Origin of the sequence: Brevibacterium pigmentatum (genome assembly GCF_011617465.1) — a bacterium.
In the GTDB taxonomy this organism is placed as follows: domain Bacteria; phylum Actinomycetota; class Actinomycetes; order Actinomycetales; family Brevibacteriaceae; genus Brevibacterium; species Brevibacterium pigmentatum.
The window spans coordinates 109,816-128,555 of sequence record NZ_CP050153.1 but is presented as its reverse complement, the minus strand read 5'-3'; the positions used below and the strand labels follow the sequence as shown (position 1 = coordinate 128,555).

Here is an 18,740-nt window from a genome sequence, read left to right as displayed (position 1 = left end):
CGACAGTCTATCCACGCCGAGGCGGCATGCAGTGAGCTCATGGCCTCCGTCCAACTCAGCTGCAAATCGCCGATCGCTCAGCGTAGGACGATGGTCCTCTTGCCCGAGAGGAACACGCGGCCGTCGCAGTGCCACTTCACGGCATTGGACAGGGCCTTGCATTCGGCATCGCGGCCGGCCGCAACGAGGTCCTCGGGGGTGAAGGCATGGTCGACCTCGACGAGCTGCTGGGCGATGATCGGGCCCTCGTCGAGTTCGCTGTTGACGAAGTGCGCGGTCGCCCCGACGGTCTTCACTCCCCGCTCCCAAGCCTGGTGGTACGGCTTCGCGCCCTTGAAGGACGGCAGGAACGAGTGGTGGATGTTGATGGCACGTCCGGTGAGTTCGCGGGCGAGGTCGTCGGAGAGGATCTGCATATAGCGCGCGAGCACCACGAGGTCGACCTCGAAGCGATCGACGAGTTCGAGCAGCTTCGCCTCGGCCTCGGGCTTCGTCTCCTTCGTCACCGGAACCCGGAAGAACGGGATTCCGTGCCATTCGACGAGCTCACGGTGGTCGGGGTGGTTCGACACGACGGCCGCGATCTCGATCGGCAGCTCGCCGACGCGGGCGCGGAAGAGCAGATCGTTGAGGCAGTGCTCGAACTTCGAGACCATGATGAGCACCCGCCGCTTCTCCCCCTGCGGCCACAGCTGCCAGGTCGCCCCGAACTCCTCGCCGATCGCCTCGAAGTCGGTCCGTAGAGCCTCGACACCGTTGCCGGGCTCATCGGAGACGCTGAAGTCGATGCGCAGGAACAGCTGCTGGGTCGACTGGTCGTCGAACTGTTTGAGTTCCTTGATATCCCCTCCGTGGGTGAGCAGGGCACCGGTCACGGCATGGGTGATTCCGGGGCGCTCGGCGCATTCGAGAGTGAAGATGTAGTCCTGCATGTCCTTGTCTTCCTGTCGGTGGGGTGGGGCCTGGTGCTCTACTCAGCATTCCACGACATTGACGGCGAGTCCGCCGCGCGATGTCTCCTTGTACTTCGATTTCATATCGGCTCCAGTCTGCCGCATGGTCTCAATCGCCTGATCGAGACTCACCCGGTGGGAGCCGTCGCCGTGCATGGCCAGCCGGGCCGCGTTGATCGCCTTCACCGAGGCGATGGCGTTGCGTTCGATGCACGGCACCTGCACGAGGCCGCCCACCGGATCGCAGGTGAGCCCGAGGTTGTGTTCGAGCCCGATCTCGGCGGCGTTCTCCACCTGCTCGGGACTTCCGCCGAGCACGGCGCACCGTCCTGCGGCAGCCATCGCACAGGCCGATCCGACCTCGCCCTGACAGCCCACCTCGGCGCCGGAGATCGACGCATTGCGTTTGAACAGGATCCCAATCGCCCCCGCCGTGAGCAGGAACGTCACGACGGCGTCGTCACCCGCGCTCGCTTCCGCAGCTTCGGAGTCGGCGCCCCCGCCGCCGGTGACGAACCGGTCCATGTAATGGAGGACCGCGGGGATGATCCCCGCCGCGCCGTTCGTCGGGGCGGTGACGATCCGCCCGCCCGAGGCATTCTCCTCGTTGACGGCCAACGCGTAGAGGTTGACCCATTCGAGAGCGTCGAGCGACCCCGAGGCCCGGTAGTCCGCGGCTTCGAGCTTCGCCTTCAGCTCGGGGGCCCGACGGCGCACCTTGAGTCCCCCGGGCAGGGTCGTTTCGCTGCGGGTGCAGCCGTTGTGCACGCATTCGCGCATCACCGACCAGATCTCGAGCAGCCGCGCCCGCAGGGTCTCATCGGACTGGCGGGCTCGTTCGCTGACCGCCATGAGCTCGGCGATGCTCAGCCCGTGTGTCCGACACTGCTCGAGCAGCTCGTCGGCCGTGGCGAAGTCGATGACGTCCCCGTCCCTCCGCTGTTCACCGGACCCGCCGGCTGCTGCGTCGATGGCTTCGGCAGCGTCCTTCTCCGCGGTGAGCTCGTCGTCGGTGACGACGAATCCCCCGCCCACGGAGTAGTAGTCGCGCTCGATGAGCTCACCGTCCGCCTCGGCGCTGATGCGCATCCCATTGGGATGGCCGGGCAGGGATTCCCGCAGGTGCAGGGTGAGATCTGACGCCACGTCGAAGGGCACGTCCTTTCGCCCGCCGAGGCGGAGCGACCCCTTCTCGCGGATCTCGGCGACCAGCGGGCCCACCGAATCCGGGTCGAGCGTTTCGGGTTCCTTACCGCTCAGCCCTGCGAGCACGGCGGAGTCCGAGCCGTGTCCGATGCCCGTCGCACCGAGGGAACCGAAGAGTCCGACGCGGACCGCATCGACACGGTCGAGCTGGCCCGCCTCGGCGAGTTCGTCGACGAAGCGCACCGCCGCACGCATCGGGCCCACCGTGTGCGAGGACGAGGGCCCGATGCCGATCGAGAACAGATCGAGGACCCCGAGGCTCATCAGCCGGCTCCCTCTTCGGGCCCGGGAATCTGTCCGTCGGCGAGGAACTCCGCCATACCGTCGAGCAGCCAGCGGACCGCGAAGTCCGCGAAGCTCGCCCGCGGGTAGATCCGGTACGTGTCCTCACCGCTGTGATGGAGGATGACCGGGACGGGTCCCAGCGCGGTGACGATCGCCGTGCCGACTCCGAAGGCGCGGGGGTGGAGATCGGCGCGGCAGCTCTTCTCGAGCACCTCGCGGGCCTTCTCACCGGTGAGTTCGAGGATCGTCCGGTTGGCAGAGAGATCGACGGCCTGTCCGGGCAGTCCCTCGAGTCCCGCCTCGGCGACGATCGTCTCACCGGGCTCCTGGCAGCGGGAGACGTCGACGGCGAGGAACTCGTCGGGGCTCAGCCACAGCACGTGCTGGGCCTCCGGGTCACCGGTGACTTCACCGACGCCGCGGGGCAGGCGCAGGCCGAACGTGTCCTCGAGCGACTTCCATGATGCGGAATCCGGCTGTGCCCGCAGGCCGATCTGCACGGTGAAGGGCAGTTCGCGCAAGCCCACGCTGCGGCCGCCCGCCGCGCTCGCCTCGGACATCAGCCCGGCCAGGTGCGCGGCCGGAGAGACCCGCAGATCATCGAGTCCGCTCGACCCGGTGCCCGCGGTGCCGGTTTCTGCCGTGGCAGCCGCGGCGGACGGGGACTGTGCCGTCGAAGGGGTGGAATAGGTGGTGTCAGCCATCGCGGCGGTTTCCTTCCGGATCGTAGAAGACGGGAGAGGTGATCTCGACGTCGACGAGGGTGTCGCCGAAGGGGGACTTGACGATCTCACCTTCGCGGTTGCGGCCGTTCTCGACGAGCGCGAGTCCGAACGGCCGGTCGAGGCTCGGCGAGATATAGGACGAGGTGACGTGGCCGATCATCGGCACCGGTCCGTCCTCCGGTGTGACGGGAGTGCCCGCAGCGATGAGCTGGGCGCCCTCGGCGAGACGGGTCGTGCCGTCGACGGGCAGCACCCCGACGAGGTGCTTGCGGTTTTCGCGGGCCGTGTCGACCCGGGAGTAGGAGCGTTTGCCGATGAAGTCCTTGACCTTCGACACGATCCATTCCATGCCCGCGTCCTGCGGGGTGACGGTGCCGTCGGTATCCTGTCCGACGATGATGAAGCCCTTCTCGGCACGCAGCACGTGCATGACCTCGGTGCCGTATGGGGTGATGTCGAACTCGGCGCCCGCCTCGGCGACGGCTTCCCAGACGGCCAGCCCATAGAACGTGTCGACGTTGATCTCGAAGGCGAGCTCGCCGGAGAACGAGATCCGGCAGATGCGGGCGGGAATGCCGTTCGCCAGGGTGGTCTCGCGGAAGCCCATGAACTCGAAAGCGTCGTTCGACACGTCGAGGTTCGGGGCGAGCTTGGCGATGACGTCGCGGGACCGGGGTCCGGCCACGGCGACGGTCGACCACTGTTCGGTCACCGAGGTGAAGACGACGTCGAGGTCGGGCCATTCGGTCTGATGCCATTCCTCGAGCCATTCGAGGACGGTCGCAGCCCCGCCGGTGGTCGTCGTCATGTAGTAGCGGTCCTCGGCCACGCGCAGGGTCACACCGTCGTCGAAGACCATGCCGTCGGGCTTGCACATCAGCCCGTACCGACCCTTTCCGACCTTGAGCTTCTTGAAGCCGTTCGTGTAGATCTGGCCGAGGAACTCTCCGGCGTCCTTCCCGCGGATCTCGATCTTGCCGAGCGTCGAGGCGTCCTGGAATCCGACGGATTCGCGCACGGCCTTGCCCTCGCGCAGCACCGCCGCCTCCATGTCCTCGCCCGGCTTCGGGTAGTACCAGGGCCGTTTCCACTGCCCGACGTCTTCGAACTCGGCGCCGTGGGCGACGTGCCAGGAGTGGATCGAGGTGACCCTGGCTGGGTCGAAGAGTTCGCCCTTGCGTCGTCCGGCCAGTGCCGCGAAGGGCACCGGTGCGAAGGGGGCGCGGAAGGTCGTGTGCCCGACCTGGCCGAGGTCGTCGGCCTCCCCCAGCACCGAGGCGATCGCGCCGATGGCGTTGACCGCTGAGGTCTTGCCCTGATCGTTCGCCGTCGAGATCGAGGTGTAGCGCTTGATGTGCTCGACCGAGCGCATGCCTGCGCCCATCGCCCGCTGCACGTCGGCGACGGTCTGGTCACGCTGGAAGTCGATGAAGTGAGTGCTCAGGTTCTGGTGATCGTCCTGCGCCGAGGTGACCAGCCACAATGGGCGCGCCGGGGCATACGCCATCGCCGAGGCGGCAGGGACGGTGAGCGCGGCCGGGAAGCCGGTGCGGTTCGCCGCCTGGTTCCCCGCCTCGGCGCCCTGCCGCAGAGCCGCTTCGAGCGAGTAGTCCCCGGTCACGGATCCGACCGTGAACTGGTCACGCACGGGCGTCGTCGGCACGAAGGCCGCAATGTCGACGTTCCAGTGGATCGCGCCCTTGCGCTGACCGTGCAGATGGATGACCGGTGAGTGGCCGCCGGATACGGCGAGCAGATCGACGGCGATCTCCTCACCCTCAGCAGCCGCGACGCCGTCATCGTCGAGCGCTGCGACGGTGATCGCACTGACCCGACCGGCCGGTCCCTCACCGGCGGTGCCGGTGACGGCGGAGTCGAGGATGAGCCGGGTGCCCGTGGCTGCGGTGACGGATTCGGCGATCGCCGACGCGGTCGGACGGGAGTCGATGACCGCGGGGACGGTGATGCCTGCCGCGTGGAGGTCGGTGACGAGGTCATAGGCGGAGTCGTTCGTCGTCGCCACCGCCACCTGGTCACCGGCGGCCACACCAAAGCGGCCGAGATAGGTGCGCACGGCCGAGGCGAGCATGATGCCGGGTCGGTCGTTGTCCGCGAAGACGATCGGACGCTCGTGGGCGCCGGTGGCGAGCACGACCTGACCGGCGCGGATATGCCAGACCTTCTGGCGCACTCCGCGGCCACCAGCAGCGGCGACGGCATCGGTGCGGTCTTCGAGGGCGACGAAGTAGTTCGAGTCGTAGCTGCCGAAGACGGTCGTGTTCTTCACGTACGTGAGCTCTTCGTGCTCGGCGAACCCGGCGACGGTGGACTCGACCCAGGCGAGGGCGTCGACGCCGTCGATCGTTTCGGCCGTGGCCGGTCCCGCCGCGAGCAGCGAGCCGCCGGGCAGGGACTGGTCGTCGAGCAGCAGGGTGCGCGCACCGGACTTGCCGGCTTCCCTGGCCGCAGCGAGTCCGGCGGGGCCTGCGCCGACGATGAGGACGTCGGTGTGCACGTGCTTGTGTTCGTAGGTCAGTTCGTCCTGGCCGGGGTCGAGGATGCCGAGTCCGGCGAGGTAGTCGGCCTCGAGTCCTTCGGCGATGGCGACACGGGTGGCGGGCAGCATCGATTCGGAGACGTCTCCGGAGTACCGGGAATACACGCGGACGAGCGCATTGGACTCCTCGACGCCGGCGCCGAGGATGCCGCGAGCACGTCCCAGGTAGGTCGAGTTGCCGCAGTCGATGCGGCCCGCGGCGATGAGCGCACTGGCGATCGTGTCACCGGCGAAGCCCGAGTAGGACTGTCCGTCGACGGTGAAATCGATCGGGCGGGCGGTGTCGATGCCGGTGGCAGAGGACAGTCGAGACGCGGAGTGCAGACGGGTGGTGTTCGTCATCGAACCTCTCCTTGGGTGTCGGGACGGGGCGAGCCGATCGGGTAGATCGCCGCGAAGTCGTAGGTGGCCGTGTCACGGACGGCATTGAACCACTTTCGGCAGCCGGCGCTGTGGCTCCACATCTCGGCAAAGGCGCCGCGGCTGTTCTCACGGTAGAAGAGGTACTCGGCCCATTCTTTGTCCGTCAGGGCGTGCGGGTCTTCGGGGTAGGGAACGTGCGCCTGTCCCCCGTAGTGGAATTCGGTTTCGTCGCGTGGCCCGCAGTTCGGGCAGTGGATGAGCAGCATGTCGGTGTCTCTTTCCTTCCGCTCAGTGGGCCACGGCTGCGGCGCCGTGTTCGTCGATGAGGTGGCCGGTTTCGAAGCGGTCGAGGGCGAATGGGGCGTTGAGCGGGTGGGGTTCATCGTTCGCGATGGTGTGGGCGTAGGTGAAGCCGGCCGCCGGTGTTCCCTTGAAGCCGCCAGTGCCCCAGCCGCAGTTGGCGTAGAGTCCGTCGACCTCGGTCTTCGACACGATCGGTGAGGCGTCGAGGGTGACGTCGACGTTTCCGCCCCAGGTGCGCAGCACATGGGCGCGGGCGAAGATCGGGAACAGCTCGACCGCGGCGGCCAGCTGTTCCTCGATGACGTGGAAGCCGCCTCGTTGGCCGTATCCGTTGTAGGAGTCGACGCCGGCGCCCATGACGAGTTCGCCCTTGTGCGCCTGGGAGACGTAGACGTGGACGTGGTTGGACATGACCACGGTCGGGTGCACGGGTTCGAAGAGTTCGGAGACCAGCGCCTGCAGCGGGTGGGTCTGGATCGGCAGGCGGATCCCGGCCATGTCGGCGAGCACCGAGGAGTCGCCGGCCACGGCCAGGGCGACCTTCTCCGTGGCGATCGGTCCGCGGTTCGTCTGCACGCCGACGACCTGGTCGCCGATGCGTTCGATGCCGGTGACCTCGCAGTTCTGGATGATGTCGACGCCCATCTCGTCGGCCTTGCGGGCGAAGGCCCAGGCGACGTGGTCGTGCTTGGCGATGCCGGCGCGCGGCTGGTAGGTGCCGCCCATCACGGGATAGCGGAGGTCGTCGCCGATGTTGATGATCGGGCAGACTTCCTTCACCTGCTGGGGGTCCAGCCATTCGGCGTCGACGCCGTTGAGCGTGTTCGCATTCACCCGACGCTGGGATTCGCGGACGTCCTGGAGGGTGTGGGCGAGGTTGAGCACGCCGCGCTGGGAGAAGAGGAAGTCGTAGTCGAGCTCTTCGGGAAGCTGCTCCCAGAGCTTGAGGGACTTCTCGTAGATCGCGGCGGATTCGTCCCAGAGGTAGTTCGAACGGATGATCGTCGTATTGCGGGCCATGTTGCCCCCGGCCAGCCAGCCGCGCTCGAGAATGGCGATGTTCGTCATTCCGTGGTTCTTCGCCAGGTAGTAGGCGGTGGCGAGTCCGTGTCCGCCGCCGCCGACGATGACGGCTTCGTAGGACTTCTTCGGCTCCGGGTTGCGCCACAGGAAGTCGGGGTGTTCGGGAAGCTGGTCAGCCATCAGCGTGCTCCGATCTCGGTGAGGGTGGGGTACAGGGGGTGGTCGTTCGCCAGTCGGGTGACGCGTTCGCTCAGTTCGGCGATGATCTCCGGGCTCGCGCCGCTCTCGTCCGTGCCGGCCTTGAGCACCTCGGCGATGATGTCGGCCGCCTCGGCGAATGCTTCGCTGCCGAATCCGCGGCTGGCGAGCGCCGGGGTGCCGATCCGTAGACCGGAGGTGACCATCGGCGGTCGCGGGTCGTCGGGGACGGCGTTGCGGTTGACGGTGATGCCGATCTGAGCGAGCAGATCTTCGGCCTGGGCTCCGTCGAGGGTCGAGTTGCGCAGATCGACGAGGACGAGGTGGACGTCGGTGCCGCCGGTGAGGACGGAGATTCCGCGTTCGGCGACGTCGTCTTCGGTCAGGCGGCGGGCGAGCTCGGAGGCGCCGGCGAGGGTCCGCTTCTGCTTGTCGACGAAGGTGTCGGTGGCGGCCAGACCGAAGGCCACGGCCTTTCCGGCGATGACGTGTTCGAGGGGTCCGCCCTGCTGGCCGGGGAAGACGGCGGAGTTGATCTTCTTCGCGACGTCCGCGTCATTGGTGAGGATGATGCCTCCGCGAGGACCGCCGAGGGTCTTGTGCGTCGTCGAGGACACGACATGGGCGTACGGGACCGGTGAGGGGTGGAGGCCGGCGGCGACGAGTCCGGCGAAGTGAGCCATGTCGACCATGAGGTAGGCACCGACGGAGTCGGCGATGCGGCGGAATTCGGCGAAGTCGAGCTGCCGGGTGTAGGCCGACCAGCCTGCGACGATGAGCTTCGGCTGGTGCTCGTGGGCGAGGCGTTCGACCTCGACCATGTCGACGCGTCCGGTCTCGGCATCGAGGCCGTAGGGGACGATCGAGTAGAGGCGGCCGGAGAAGTTGATCTTCATTCCGTGGGTGAGGTGGCCGCCGTGAGCGAGGTTGAGTCCGAGGACGGTGTCGCCGGGGCGGATGAGGGCGTGCATGACCGAGGCGTTGGCCTGGGCGCCGGAGTGCGGCTGGACGTTCGCGTGTTCGGCGCCGAAGAGGGCCTTGACGCGGTCGATGGCGATGCGTTCGATCTCGTCGACGTGTTCGCAGCCACCGTAGTAGCGGCGACCCGGGTAGCCCTCGGCGTACTTGTTCGTGAGCACCGACCCTTGAGCTTCCATGACGGCCGAGGAGGTGTGGTTCTCCGAGGCGATCATCTCCAGGCCCTCGCGCTGCCGGGCCAGTTCGGCGTCGATGAATCCGGCGATCTGCGGATCGAGTTCGGCGATCGAGGTGCTCAGCTCGACGGGTTCGCGGCTGGGGAAGGCCTCTGCCACGTCGGCGGGGTGTGCGAGTTGCTCTGTCATGGATCTCCTTCGACCTGCTGCAGCCAGCCTCCTTCGGCTGATCGGCAACTAATATATCAGATGCGTTCCTGTAGTGTAGGCAGAGAATTCCAGCCAGCGCAATACGTTTCCCGCAGAGATTGGGAGGAGTCTTCTCATGAGCACATCCGCCGACGCGACGTCACCGACGACGTCCTTGGCGAATCACGCCTATGAGATCCTCCGCCACCGCCTCATCATGCTCGACATCGCTCCGGGCGATCCGATCAACGAGGCGGCCCTCAGTGCCGAGCTCGAGGTCGGCCGCACGCCGATCCGCGAGGCCCTCAAGCGACTCGAACGCGATCATCTCGTGGTGTCCTATCCGCGGCGCGGCACCTTCGCCACCAACGTCGACCTCACCGATCTGTCGACGATCTCCGAGATGCGCGAAGCACTCGAGCCCATCGCCGCCAGGCGCGCGGCTCGCAACCTCACGCCGGAGCGTCGCGCGGATTTCACGGCAGCGATCGCCGATCTCAAGGCACTCGAGGCGACCGACGAGCAGCGGACCCTCATGGAACGCGATCTCGACGTCCACCGCCTCATCTACAGCTCAGTGGACAATCCGCACCTATCGGAGACGCTCATCCGCCTCGACGACCTTGCTACTCGCATCTGGTGCCTCGTCATCCCGGGGATTCCGGATCTCATCACTCACATCCGCGAGCACATCGATCTGCTCGAGGCGATCCTCGACGGGGACGAACAGACCGTGGCCGCCCGCGCCGCCGAGCACGTCCGCGAGTTCGACAAGACCGTCCGCTCCACCTTGCGCTGAGCCCGGCCAGAACTGGACCCGCGCTTCACGGTCCCGTCATCGCACACTGATGCAGATTCACTACCTCCCTGAACCGCCGAGGCGCAGCGAGACCCGCTCCGCCGCCTGAACGCAGTGTTTGCCGAGCTCGGCGATGCGGGGCGCATCGGTGCGGAACTTCGGTGCGGCGATGAGGACGGCCGCGACCACTTCACCGCGATGGTCGTGCACGGGTGCGGCGATGCCGACCTCGTGCGGAGAGGTTTCGGCATCGTTGAGTGCATAGGCGGGTCCGCCGGCGCGATCCGGGCCGTCGCCGGCGTTGCGGAACACCTTCACCGAGGCACTTCCCTCCGTCCGATATCGCGACCCCAGACTCGACGTGTGCTTGACCGGCTCGGGACTCGGAACCTGTTCGACGGTGACCGCCTCGGCGCCGTCCCACACCATCAGCGCGCTCGTCTCGGAAGTGGCCTGCGTGAGTGCCTGCAGGATGGGATATGCTGCCCTGCGAACATCAAGATCGGCCAACAGAGGGCCCGCGATCGCGATGATTCCCAGACCCAGCCGATACCGCCTGGACGGCGCCTGTTCGACGATCCCCTCCTGCTCGAGTGAGGCGAGAATCCGCGACACCGAGCTCTTGTGCAGCCCCACGCGCGGTGCGATCTCGGTGACACCGAGCTCTTGTCGGTCCGGCGCGAAACAGCGCAGGATGGCGACGGTGTTTTCGATGACCGAGGCACCGCGGCGTGGGTTGTCAGGCGATTGTCGGGACATGGTGTGAGTATATTCGCCAGCCGGTGCCTCAGGCCGGAATGATGTTGTGTTCGGCCCCGAACGGGAACTTCGTGATGTCCTCGGAACCGCTTTCCCCGACGACGACGATGTCATGTTCGCGGTAACCGCCGGCACCCGGCTGCCCCTCGGGAATGGTGATCATCGGCTCCATGGAGATGACCATTCCCGGCTCGATGACGGTGTCGATGTCTTCTCTCAGTTCAAGCCCGGCCTCACGCCCGTAGTAGTGGCTGAGCACTCCGAATGAGTGTCCGTACCCGAAGGTGCGGTTTTCGAAGAGTCCGTGCTCGAAGTAGATCTCATTGAGTTCGGCGGCGATGTCCTTGCACACAGCGCCGGGCTTGATGAGTTCGATTCCGCGTTTGTGCACTTCGACGTTGACGTTCCACAGCTCGAGCGACCGAGCGTTGGGCTCTCCGTAGAAGAGTGTGCGCTCCAGCGCGGTGTAATAGCCGGTCGGCATGGCGAAGCAGTTGAGGCTGAGGATGTCACCTTTTCGGATCTTGCGGGTCGTCGCCCAATTGTGCGCGCCATCGGTGTTGATACCCGATTGGAACCACACCCAGGTATCACGGATCTCCTGGTCAGGGAAAGTCCTAGCGATCTCATGAGTCATCGCCTCAGTGCCGATGAGAGCGAGTTCGTACTCGCTGATGCCTTCGGTGATGGCGGCCTTGATCGCCTCACCGCCGAGGTCGCCGATTCGAGCGCTGTGCTTGATCACCTCGATCTCCTCGGGTGACTTGATCATCCGCTGGCGCATCGACTCCTTCGAGATGTCGACGAGTTCCGCTGCAGGGAAGGCATCTTGGAGCCTGTTGCGATTCTCGAGGGGCAGGTTGTCGTCTTCGACGCCGAGACGGCGCGGGTTTCCGATTCCGCGCTGACGCAGGCCCTCCTGGATCGCGTAGTAGTAGTTGTCACGACGCCAATCCGTGTACACGATGTTCTCCCCGTAGCTGGTTCGCCACGGCATGCCTGCATCGATATTCGCGGTGATCGTCACCGTGTCGTCGGCCGTGACGACCATGGCATATGAGCGACCGAAGTAGGTGAAGAGGAAGTCCGAGTAGTACTTGATGTTGTGATAAGAGGTGAGGACCACTGCGTCGAGCTCCTTCTCGGCCATAATGGCGCGCAGTCCGGTCAGTCTCCGCTCCATCTCCCCATCGGAGAAGGCCAGCGGTGTCTTGGACCCGTTGTGGAGGACCTTGAGCCGCTCGAGGTCAGCGACGGAGGCGTTGTCAGCAAAGGTGGTCATGGGTTTCTCCTATTCGTTCGACACCGCCATCTCGGTGCCGCGGCGGTGTGGTGGGGTTCTGGACGACTTCAGACGTCGCGCAGAGGCTTATGGAAGGTCTCCTTGGCGCAGATGACTGCACCGAGACAGATTGCGGCCGCAGCCATGAGGTACCAACCGGGGGCAAGATGCGAATTGGTCAGGCCGATGAGCAGAGTGGCCATAAAAGGTGCGGTGCCGCCGAACAGGGCGTTCGACACGTTGAAGCTCACGGCAAACCCGGTGTACCGGATACGTGTCGGGAACATCTCGGCAAGGAAGCTCGGCAGAGTGCCGTCGTTGAGGGTGAGCATGGCTCCGAGTCCGATCTCGACGAGGACGACGAGCGTGAAGCTGCCGGCGTCCAGCAACATGAAGGCCGGCACCGTGAGGACGATGAAAGTGACTGAGGCGATGATGAGCATCCTCTTGCGACCGAACCGATCCGAGGCCAGACCGGTGAGCAGGATGAAACCGATATAGGTGACGAGAGCGATGGTGGTGGCGACGAACGATTCAGTAGCCCCATAGCCGAGCTCGGTCGTGAGATAGGTGGGCATATAAGTCAGGACGACATAGAACCCGACGGCGTTGAGCAGCACTGCGCACATCGAGATGAGCAGGGGGCGCCAGTGGTCCCGGAACATGGCGAAGACTGGAGCTTTGATCACTTCATCCTGCTGAGCGAGTTCACGGAATGCCGGCGTGTCCTCGAGTCGGGTCCGGATATAGCGGCCGATCAGTCCCATGGGCGCGGCAAGGAAGAATGGGAGCCTCCAACCCCAGCTCTCCAGCTGTCCATCGCTCAGCGTCGACGAGAGGACTGCGGCGAGCACCGATCCCAATAGCAATCCGGTGGCGGTGCTGGCTGGAACGACGGCTGCGTAGAGACCGCGTCGCCGCGGTGGTGCGTATTCGACGAGGAACGCCGAGGCCCCCGCATATTCGCCTGCCGCAGAGAATCCTTGGACGAGGCGGACGACGAGCAGCAGCACCGGAGCGAGGAAGCCGGCGACCGCGAAGCTCGGCAGCAGACCGATCGCAAAGGTCGAGACAGACATGATGAGAATCGAGACGGACAGTGCGGAACGTCGTCCGATCTTGTCTCCGATATGACCCCAGATGAAGCCGCCGATGGGGCGGACGACGAAGGAGACGGCGAAGACCGCAAAGGTGGACAGAAGCGCGAGATTGTCTTCGGACTCAGGGAAGAAGACGATCGCGATGGTCGTCGCAAAATACCCGTAGACGCCGTAGTCAAACCATTCGACGAAGTTGCCGACGAAACTGGCGGAGACGACGCGCCGCAGCGTCCGCTTCTGCTCGATATTCGGCTGCGCGGTCGCCGACGCATCTGATTTCACAGCGTCGTTGTCCTCTGGAGCGAGGTCGGACTTCATTGTCTTCTCCATCGTTGTGAACAGTGACAACGCGGTGTTGCATTCTTTACAACTGCGTTGCATTTAAGGTTATTGTGTCCCGGTCACCCGGTCAAGAGATTTCTGCTCAGAACTGCGCGCAATCAGAAAGCGGCAGGCGAAAGGACCCGCCGGACTGCATGTCCGACAGGGCCTTGGAACTGAACTCGCCCCGACACAGCGAAGCCCCGCACGACCTTTCGATCGTGCGGGGCTTCGCTGATGCGGGCGGTGTCGCCTACCTGCTCGACACGCGTCCGAAGAGATTCGCGATCGGGGCGAGCAGCAGCGGCCTGGCGGCGAACCAACCGGCCACGACCACGACCATCGCGATGAGGAACCAGATGAGACCGGCCCATCCGACCACGTCCGTGCCGGCGAACATGTACCCGAGGTTCTGTCGAAGTCCGGTCGTGAACACGAGGAACACGTGGACGAGGATGAAGAACACGAAGAACAGCATCGTCGGGAAGTGGATCGCCCGAGCCAGCGGCGCCGGGTAGATCTTGTTCAGCGTCGAGGCGTCCTTCGGCCACCATTCGCTCATCCGCACACCGGTGATCGCGGCCAGCGGAGCGGCGATGAACACGACTATGAAGTACATCAGCTGCTGGAGAGCGTTGTAGTTGACCCACGCATCTTCCATCGGCCATTCCATCGTGGCGTACTGCAGCGCCGCCGACAGAGCGTTCGGGAAGACTTCCCAACTGGTCGGCACGATGCGTGCCCAGTGTCCGGAGACGAAGAGCAGCACGACGAAGACCACACCATTGGCCAGCCACAGCAGATCGAGGCTCGTGTGCAGCCAGAGGTTGATGCTGATCTTCTTCCCACCGTTCTTCGGCGTGTAGAACGCCGGCGGTTTCTGCTGGTGACGCACCTGCAGACCCGACCGGATGATGAGCACCATGAAGAAAATGTTGAGGAAGTGCGTCCACCGCACCCAGCCCGGGAAGCCGGGATCGACGAAGTCCGGGATGTGGTATTCGCCCGGGTAGCGTTCGAGGAACTCCGGCACGCCCGGCAGGGTCGTGACACCGCGCGCGGCGAGGATGAGGATCCCGGCCACGACGATGAGTCCGCCGAGTCCCAGTCCGACGAGCTTGGACCACTGTCCCAGCGACTTCGAACCGATCATGACCGGTTCCTTCTTCGCTGCAGGCTTCGCCGAGGCGGTGCTGCCCGAGCCCGACGACGTGGCCTTCGCAGCCGGGGCCGACTTCGCGACCGGCTTGTCCGCGGTGCGTGCGGCAGCCTTGTCGTCGGCCTTCGCGGCGGGCTTCGCCATCGGTTTGCGCTGAGCGGGCTTGTCCGCGGTCTTGACCGCAGGCTTCGCCATCGGCTTGCGCTGAGCGGGTTTCTTCTCGGCTTCGTCAGATTTCTTCTCCGACGCCGAGGCGGCTCCCGCTGCGGCGGCACCTGCACCGGCGGCGGCTCCCGCACCTGCGGCTGCCGCACCGGCACCGACGCCGCCGATTCCGGTGCGCCGCCCCTGGGGCTTCTTCTCAACGGATTCCTCAGCTGCAGCCGGCTTCGCATCCTGCTTCACCTCGGCCGACTTGTCTGCCTCGGCAGATGCAGCATCGGTCGACTTAGCGTCAGCGGCCTTCTCTTCAGCCGGAGCCGAAGCGGCGGCCGAGCCTGCGGCAGGTTTGACAGCGCGTGATGGAGCAAAGCCTTCCGGCGGCCAGGGGTCTCCCCCGGCGGTGCGGGGAAGGCCGCGGCGCAGCGGCACATCGGAGAGCTCTCCGGAGCCCGCACCGCTCGCGGCTGCCGCAGCCACACCGGCACCGGCAGCACCCGCGCCAGCTACGGCGGCTGCAGGAGCAGCCGACGAGGTTTCAGACGTGGAATCGGCTGACGTATCCGCCGAAGCGGTTTCGGCAGAGTCTGCCTGAGCAGCGGATTCCTCCGCAGTGCTCTCGGCCCGAGCGGATGCATCCGCGGCCGGAGCAGCAGTGCCTGCGGCCTTGGCACCGGCGGGCGCGAAGCCTTCCGGCGGCCAAGGATCTCCACCGGCAACACGCGGCAGACCGCGACGCAGGGGAACCTCGGCGGCAGGAGCCGATTCCGCAGCGGCAGCATCGGCGGCGGCAGGTTCTGCCGCAGCCGACTCATCGTCCGAACCGGAAGCGGCGACGCCGGCGCCGGCAGCCACTCCGGCACCAGCCGTCGCGGCAGCGGCAACCGGGGCAGCCGAAGACTGTTCGTCCGATTCAGCGGACGCCGTGTCCTCGGTCGAATCCTCGACAGGAACATCCTCTTCAACTGCAGGCTCTTCCGGAGCCGACGATTCAGCGGACGCAACAGGAGCAGCAGAAGCACCGGTGGCCTTCACTCCGGCAGGAGCAAGACCTTCCGGCGGCCAGGGCTCTCCACCCTCGACGCGCGGCAGGCCGCGGCGCAGAGGCACTTCGGCAGACGTAACTGCCTCAGCAGGCTCCTCGACCGAATCCTCAACGGGCTCCTCGGCTTCACCGGAAGCCTCGGTCCCCGTCGATTCCTCGGCTTCGGTCACATCGGACTCGGCCGCCTCGGCGGGGGAACCTTCATCCAGTTCCTCCGTCTCGGCAGTCTCCGGCAGCCATGAAGCGCCCTCTTCCAAGGGTTCACCGATGGTGCCCTCCGGGGGCCAGGGGTCTCCGCCTTCGACCCGGGGCAGACCCGAGCGCAGCGAACTGGAATAGGTTGCCATATCAGGACTTATTCTCGTTCAGTGATTCGATGGCCTGGGGAACGACCTTGAACAGGTCGCCGACGACGCCGAAATCGGCGATATCGAAGATCGGGGCTTCGGCGTCCTTGTTGACTGCGACGATGGTCTTCGACGTCTGCATGCCGGCCTTGTGCTGGATCGCGCCGGAGATGCCGAGAGCCACGTAGAGCTGCGGGGACACCGACACACCGGTCTGGCCGACCTGGTGCGACTGGGCGATGTAGCCGGCGTCGACGGCCGCACGGGAGGCACCGACGGCTGCACCGAGGGTGTCGGCGAATTCGCCGACGAGCTCAAAGGACTCCTCCGAACCGACGCCGCGACCACCGGAGACGACCTTCTGCGCACCGCGCAGCTCGGGACGCGAGGAGGTTTCGACGACGGCTTCGAACGAATCGATCGCCGCCGAGCGCTTACCGGAATCGGCGACCTCGAGGGCATGCATGTTCGCGGATTGCGCTTCGGCGCGAGCCTCGATCGAGCCCAGGCGCACGGTGACGATGGGGGCACCGAAAGTCGGGGCCGAGGAGGCGGTGTAGCCGCCGCCGTAGACGGAGTGGTTGGCCACAATGCCCTCGGAGTCGCGTTCGAGTCCGGTGGCGTCGACGGACACAGCCGATCCGCTGCGCACAGCGTAGCGACCGGCGATGTCGCGACCGTCGAGAGTATTGGGCACGAGAACGGCGTCGGGAGCGGTGAGCTCCGCAGCTGCGGCCACGGCGTCGACGGCCGCGGTGCCGAGGTTGCCCTCGGTGGCTGCGGCGGTCAGGGTCGCCACGGCGCCGAGTTCGGCGGCCTTCTCGGCAGCGGCGTCAGCGCTGCCGGCGGCGAGCACGAGGGCGACGGGCGAGCCGATCTCAGCAGCTCCCCCGAGCAGTTCGGCGGCCGGCTTCTCCAGCTGGCCTTCGGCATCGGCGGTGAGGACGACGAGAATGGAGTCCTGCGGGAATTCTGACATGTGCGATTCTCCTTAGGCCAGACGGTTCTTGGTGAGGTATTCGGCGAGTTCGACTCCGCCATTGCCTTCGTCGACGACCTTCTCGCCGGCTTCGCGCGGCGGCTTCTCGGCGACGGTGACCATGATCGAGCGAGCCACGGACTGGTCCTCGGCATCGATGTCGAGATCGGACAGGCTGATGACCTCGAAGGGCTTCTTCTTCGCTGCCATGATGCCCTTGAAGTTCGGGAATCGGGCTTCGGGAAGCGCCTCGGTGATGGAGATGACGGCGGGCAGTTCGGCCGAGACCTGCTGCTTGCCGCCTTCGACCGCGCGGGTGCCGGAGACCTTGCCGTCGGTCAGTTCGACGGTCGTCAGGCCGGTCACGTGCGGGTAGTCGAGGTGCTCGGCGAGCATCGCCGGCATCATTCCGCCATTGCCGTCGGTGGAGACGTTGCCGGTGACGACGAGGTCGAACTCACCGCGGCGCAGAGCCGCGGCGAGCACCTCGGCGGTCAGGCCCAGATCCGCACCGGCCAAACCTTCATCGGCCACGTGCACGGCATTGTCGGCGCCCATGGCCAGACCCTTGCGGATCGTCGCGGTCGCGGTATCGGGAGCCATCGAGATGACGGTCACCTCGGTGTCGCCATCGGAGTCCTTCTGCGTCAGGGCGACCTCGAGGGCACGCTCACCGATCTCATCGAGGACGGCTTCCGAGGCGCCGCGATCGGCGAGCCCGGTTTCCAAGTTCAACTTGCGGTCGCCGTACGTATCCGGGACCTCTTTGACCAACACCGCGATCTTCAAGGATGACTCCTTAGGTTCGTGAAGCAGTTCCAGCTGCGTGAGACTTTCGTCTCATAATCTACAGGTGGCTGATTTCCGTCCGTTGACCGGGTCCGGGTTAGAACCGATCATGTCCATCACCCATGGTACGTGGTAGGCACCACAGATATCTCCGTTACTGTACGAACGATCGACAGAATTTGTCCAGTGCGTCGGACTCCGCAACCATGCGGACTTTCCTCGCCGAGGCGGTTCCCTGTCGTCGACGACGGGACCTCGACGCGGAGCCATCTCCTCGCCGAGGCGGGGCCCTAGAATGGGAAGGAGACCGACCATTCCTCCCGGTGCCCATCGCCGCCTCTCCGCGCGAGTGCATCAGGGCAGGTTGAACGCAGAGGTCGCAGGCAAGACGCAGACATCAACGGTGAAGGAGCGCCCCGTGGCATTCGACCTCGACGACATCGACCGCAGCATCATCGCCGCCCTCGTCGAGGACTCGCGCCTGAGCGTGCGCCAGCTGGCCGAACGTGTCCACATCTCCCGCTCCGCCGCACATAAGCGCTTCACCACCCTCATCGAATCGGGTGCGATCAGAAAATTCACCGCCGAGGTGGACCGCGAGGCCCTCGGCATGACCGTGACCGCGGTCGTCGTCGTCAAGATCGGCGAGCGCCCCTGGCCGCAGGTCCGTGACGACCTGGCAGCCCTTCCATTCGTCGAGAAGGTCCAAGCCGTCAGCGGGGATATCGACGCCTTGGTGACGGTCAATGCCCCGGATAACACTGCGCTGTCGCAGGTGATCCTGCGCCGCATCCACGAGGTCCCGGGCGTCGTGTCCTCCCGCTCACTCCTCATCCTCGATGAGGCCGAGGGCCGCCGTCCCGGCGCCGGATGAGGAACGCGGCACTTCCGCCCGATAGGGCACTCAGTTCTGACAGAACGAAGCCCCCGGCGCCGGAATTTGCGCCGAGGGCTTCATGACGTGAAACAGAGAGAACCGCGCACGCCGTATCCAACACTTCAAGCTAGCGTGTCAACTGCCTTTGGAAAGACCCGCGTTGCGTAA

Annotated in this window: 15 protein-coding genes; 2 read left to right on the top strand and 13 right to left on the bottom strand. The window is 65.8% G+C overall.

Translation table 11 applies throughout. The features are described 5' to 3' along the window. Nucleotides 1-77: 77 nt before the first annotated feature. The 7 genes from purU to glyA are packed head-to-tail and all read right to left on the bottom strand — an operon-like array spanning nucleotide 78 to nucleotide 8,956. On the bottom strand, nucleotides 78-932 hold the full coding sequence (gene purU / locus GUY30_RS00535; RefSeq protein ID WP_167193183.1) for a formyltetrahydrofolate deformylase: 855 nt from the start codon (nucleotides 930-932) through the stop codon (nucleotides 78-80). 42 nt (nucleotides 933-974) lie between these two features. After that, nucleotides 975-2,423 carry an L-serine ammonia-lyase gene (locus GUY30_RS00530; protein WP_167193181.1) on the bottom strand — a complete coding sequence of 483 codons (1,449 nt, stop codon included), beginning with the start codon at nucleotides 2,421-2,423 and terminating at the stop codon, nucleotides 975-977. Further along, entirely contained in the window at nucleotides 2,423-3,148 is a 726-nt protein-coding gene (locus GUY30_RS00525) for a sarcosine oxidase subunit gamma (protein ID WP_167193179.1), read from the bottom strand. Before GUY30_RS00525 ends, GUY30_RS00530 begins: the two co-directional genes overlap by 1 nt. Further along, a complete protein-coding gene (locus tag GUY30_RS00520; protein ID WP_167193177.1) occupies nucleotides 3,141-6,068 on the bottom strand; it encodes a 2Fe-2S iron-sulfur cluster-binding protein in 2,928 nt (975 codons plus the stop codon). The genes GUY30_RS00525 and GUY30_RS00520 overlap by 8 nt, the downstream gene beginning before the upstream one ends. Further along, a complete protein-coding gene (locus tag GUY30_RS00515) occupies nucleotides 6,065-6,355 on the bottom strand; it encodes a sarcosine oxidase subunit delta (RefSeq protein WP_167193175.1) in 291 nt (96 codons plus the stop codon). The genes GUY30_RS00520 and GUY30_RS00515 overlap by 4 nt, the downstream gene beginning before the upstream one ends. A 22-nt stretch (nucleotides 6,356-6,377) precedes the next feature. After that, nucleotides 6,378-7,595, bottom strand: coding sequence for a sarcosine oxidase subunit beta family protein (locus GUY30_RS00510; RefSeq protein WP_039211579.1), 1,218 nt, complete (start codon nucleotides 7,593-7,595; stop codon nucleotides 6,378-6,380). Further along, nucleotides 7,595-8,956 carry a serine hydroxymethyltransferase gene (gene glyA, locus GUY30_RS00505; protein ID WP_167193173.1) on the bottom strand — a complete coding sequence of 454 codons (1,362 nt, stop codon included), beginning with the start codon at nucleotides 8,954-8,956 and terminating at the stop codon, nucleotides 7,595-7,597. Before glyA ends, GUY30_RS00510 begins: the two co-directional genes overlap by 1 nt. Nucleotides 8,957-9,092: 136 nt before the next feature. On the opposite strand from glyA, the gene GUY30_RS00500 reads away from it, so the two are divergent. Beyond that, nucleotides 9,093-9,755 (top strand): GntR family transcriptional regulator, encoded by a 663-nt coding sequence (locus tag GUY30_RS00500; RefSeq protein WP_167193171.1) that lies wholly within the window; start codon nucleotides 9,093-9,095, stop codon nucleotides 9,753-9,755. A gap of 60 nt (nucleotides 9,756-9,815) precedes the next feature. Here the strand turns inward: GUY30_RS00500 and GUY30_RS00495 are convergent, their stop codons facing one another. The 6 genes from GUY30_RS00495 to GUY30_RS00470 form a co-directional block, all read right to left on the bottom strand. Beyond that, nucleotides 9,816-10,514 (bottom strand): IclR family transcriptional regulator, encoded by a 699-nt coding sequence (locus GUY30_RS00495; protein ID WP_167193169.1) that lies wholly within the window; start codon nucleotides 10,512-10,514, stop codon nucleotides 9,816-9,818. 28 nt (nucleotides 10,515-10,542) lie between these two features. After that, nucleotides 10,543-11,796, bottom strand: coding sequence for an aminopeptidase P family protein (locus GUY30_RS00490; RefSeq protein ID WP_167193168.1), 1,254 nt, complete (start codon nucleotides 11,794-11,796; stop codon nucleotides 10,543-10,545). A gap of 68 nt (nucleotides 11,797-11,864) precedes the next feature. Continuing rightward, nucleotides 11,865-13,214, bottom strand: coding sequence for an MFS transporter (locus GUY30_RS00485; RefSeq protein WP_167193166.1), 1,350 nt, complete (start codon nucleotides 13,212-13,214; stop codon nucleotides 11,865-11,867). 256 nt (nucleotides 13,215-13,470) lie between these two features. Next, nucleotides 13,471-15,927: a cytochrome b/b6 domain-containing protein gene (locus tag GUY30_RS00480; protein WP_167193164.1), complete on the bottom strand. Its 2,457-nt coding sequence runs from the start codon at nucleotides 15,925-15,927 to the stop codon at nucleotides 13,471-13,473. 1 nt (nucleotide 15,928) lies between these two features. Beyond that, nucleotides 15,929-16,906: an electron transfer flavoprotein subunit alpha/FixB family protein gene (locus GUY30_RS00475; RefSeq protein ID WP_167193162.1), complete on the bottom strand. Its 978-nt coding sequence runs from the start codon at nucleotides 16,904-16,906 to the stop codon at nucleotides 15,929-15,931. A gap of 12 nt (nucleotides 16,907-16,918) precedes the next feature. After that, entirely contained in the window at nucleotides 16,919-17,695 is a 777-nt protein-coding gene (locus tag GUY30_RS00470) for an electron transfer flavoprotein subunit beta/FixA family protein (RefSeq protein ID WP_139467716.1), read from the bottom strand. A 418-nt stretch (nucleotides 17,696-18,113) separates the two neighbouring features. On the opposite strand from GUY30_RS00470, the gene GUY30_RS00465 reads away from it, so the two are divergent. Further along, nucleotides 18,114-18,569, top strand: a complete 456-nt coding sequence (locus GUY30_RS00465; RefSeq protein ID WP_167193160.1) for an Lrp/AsnC family transcriptional regulator — start codon at nucleotides 18,114-18,116, stop codon at nucleotides 18,567-18,569. Nucleotides 18,570-18,740: the final 171 nt, after the last annotated feature.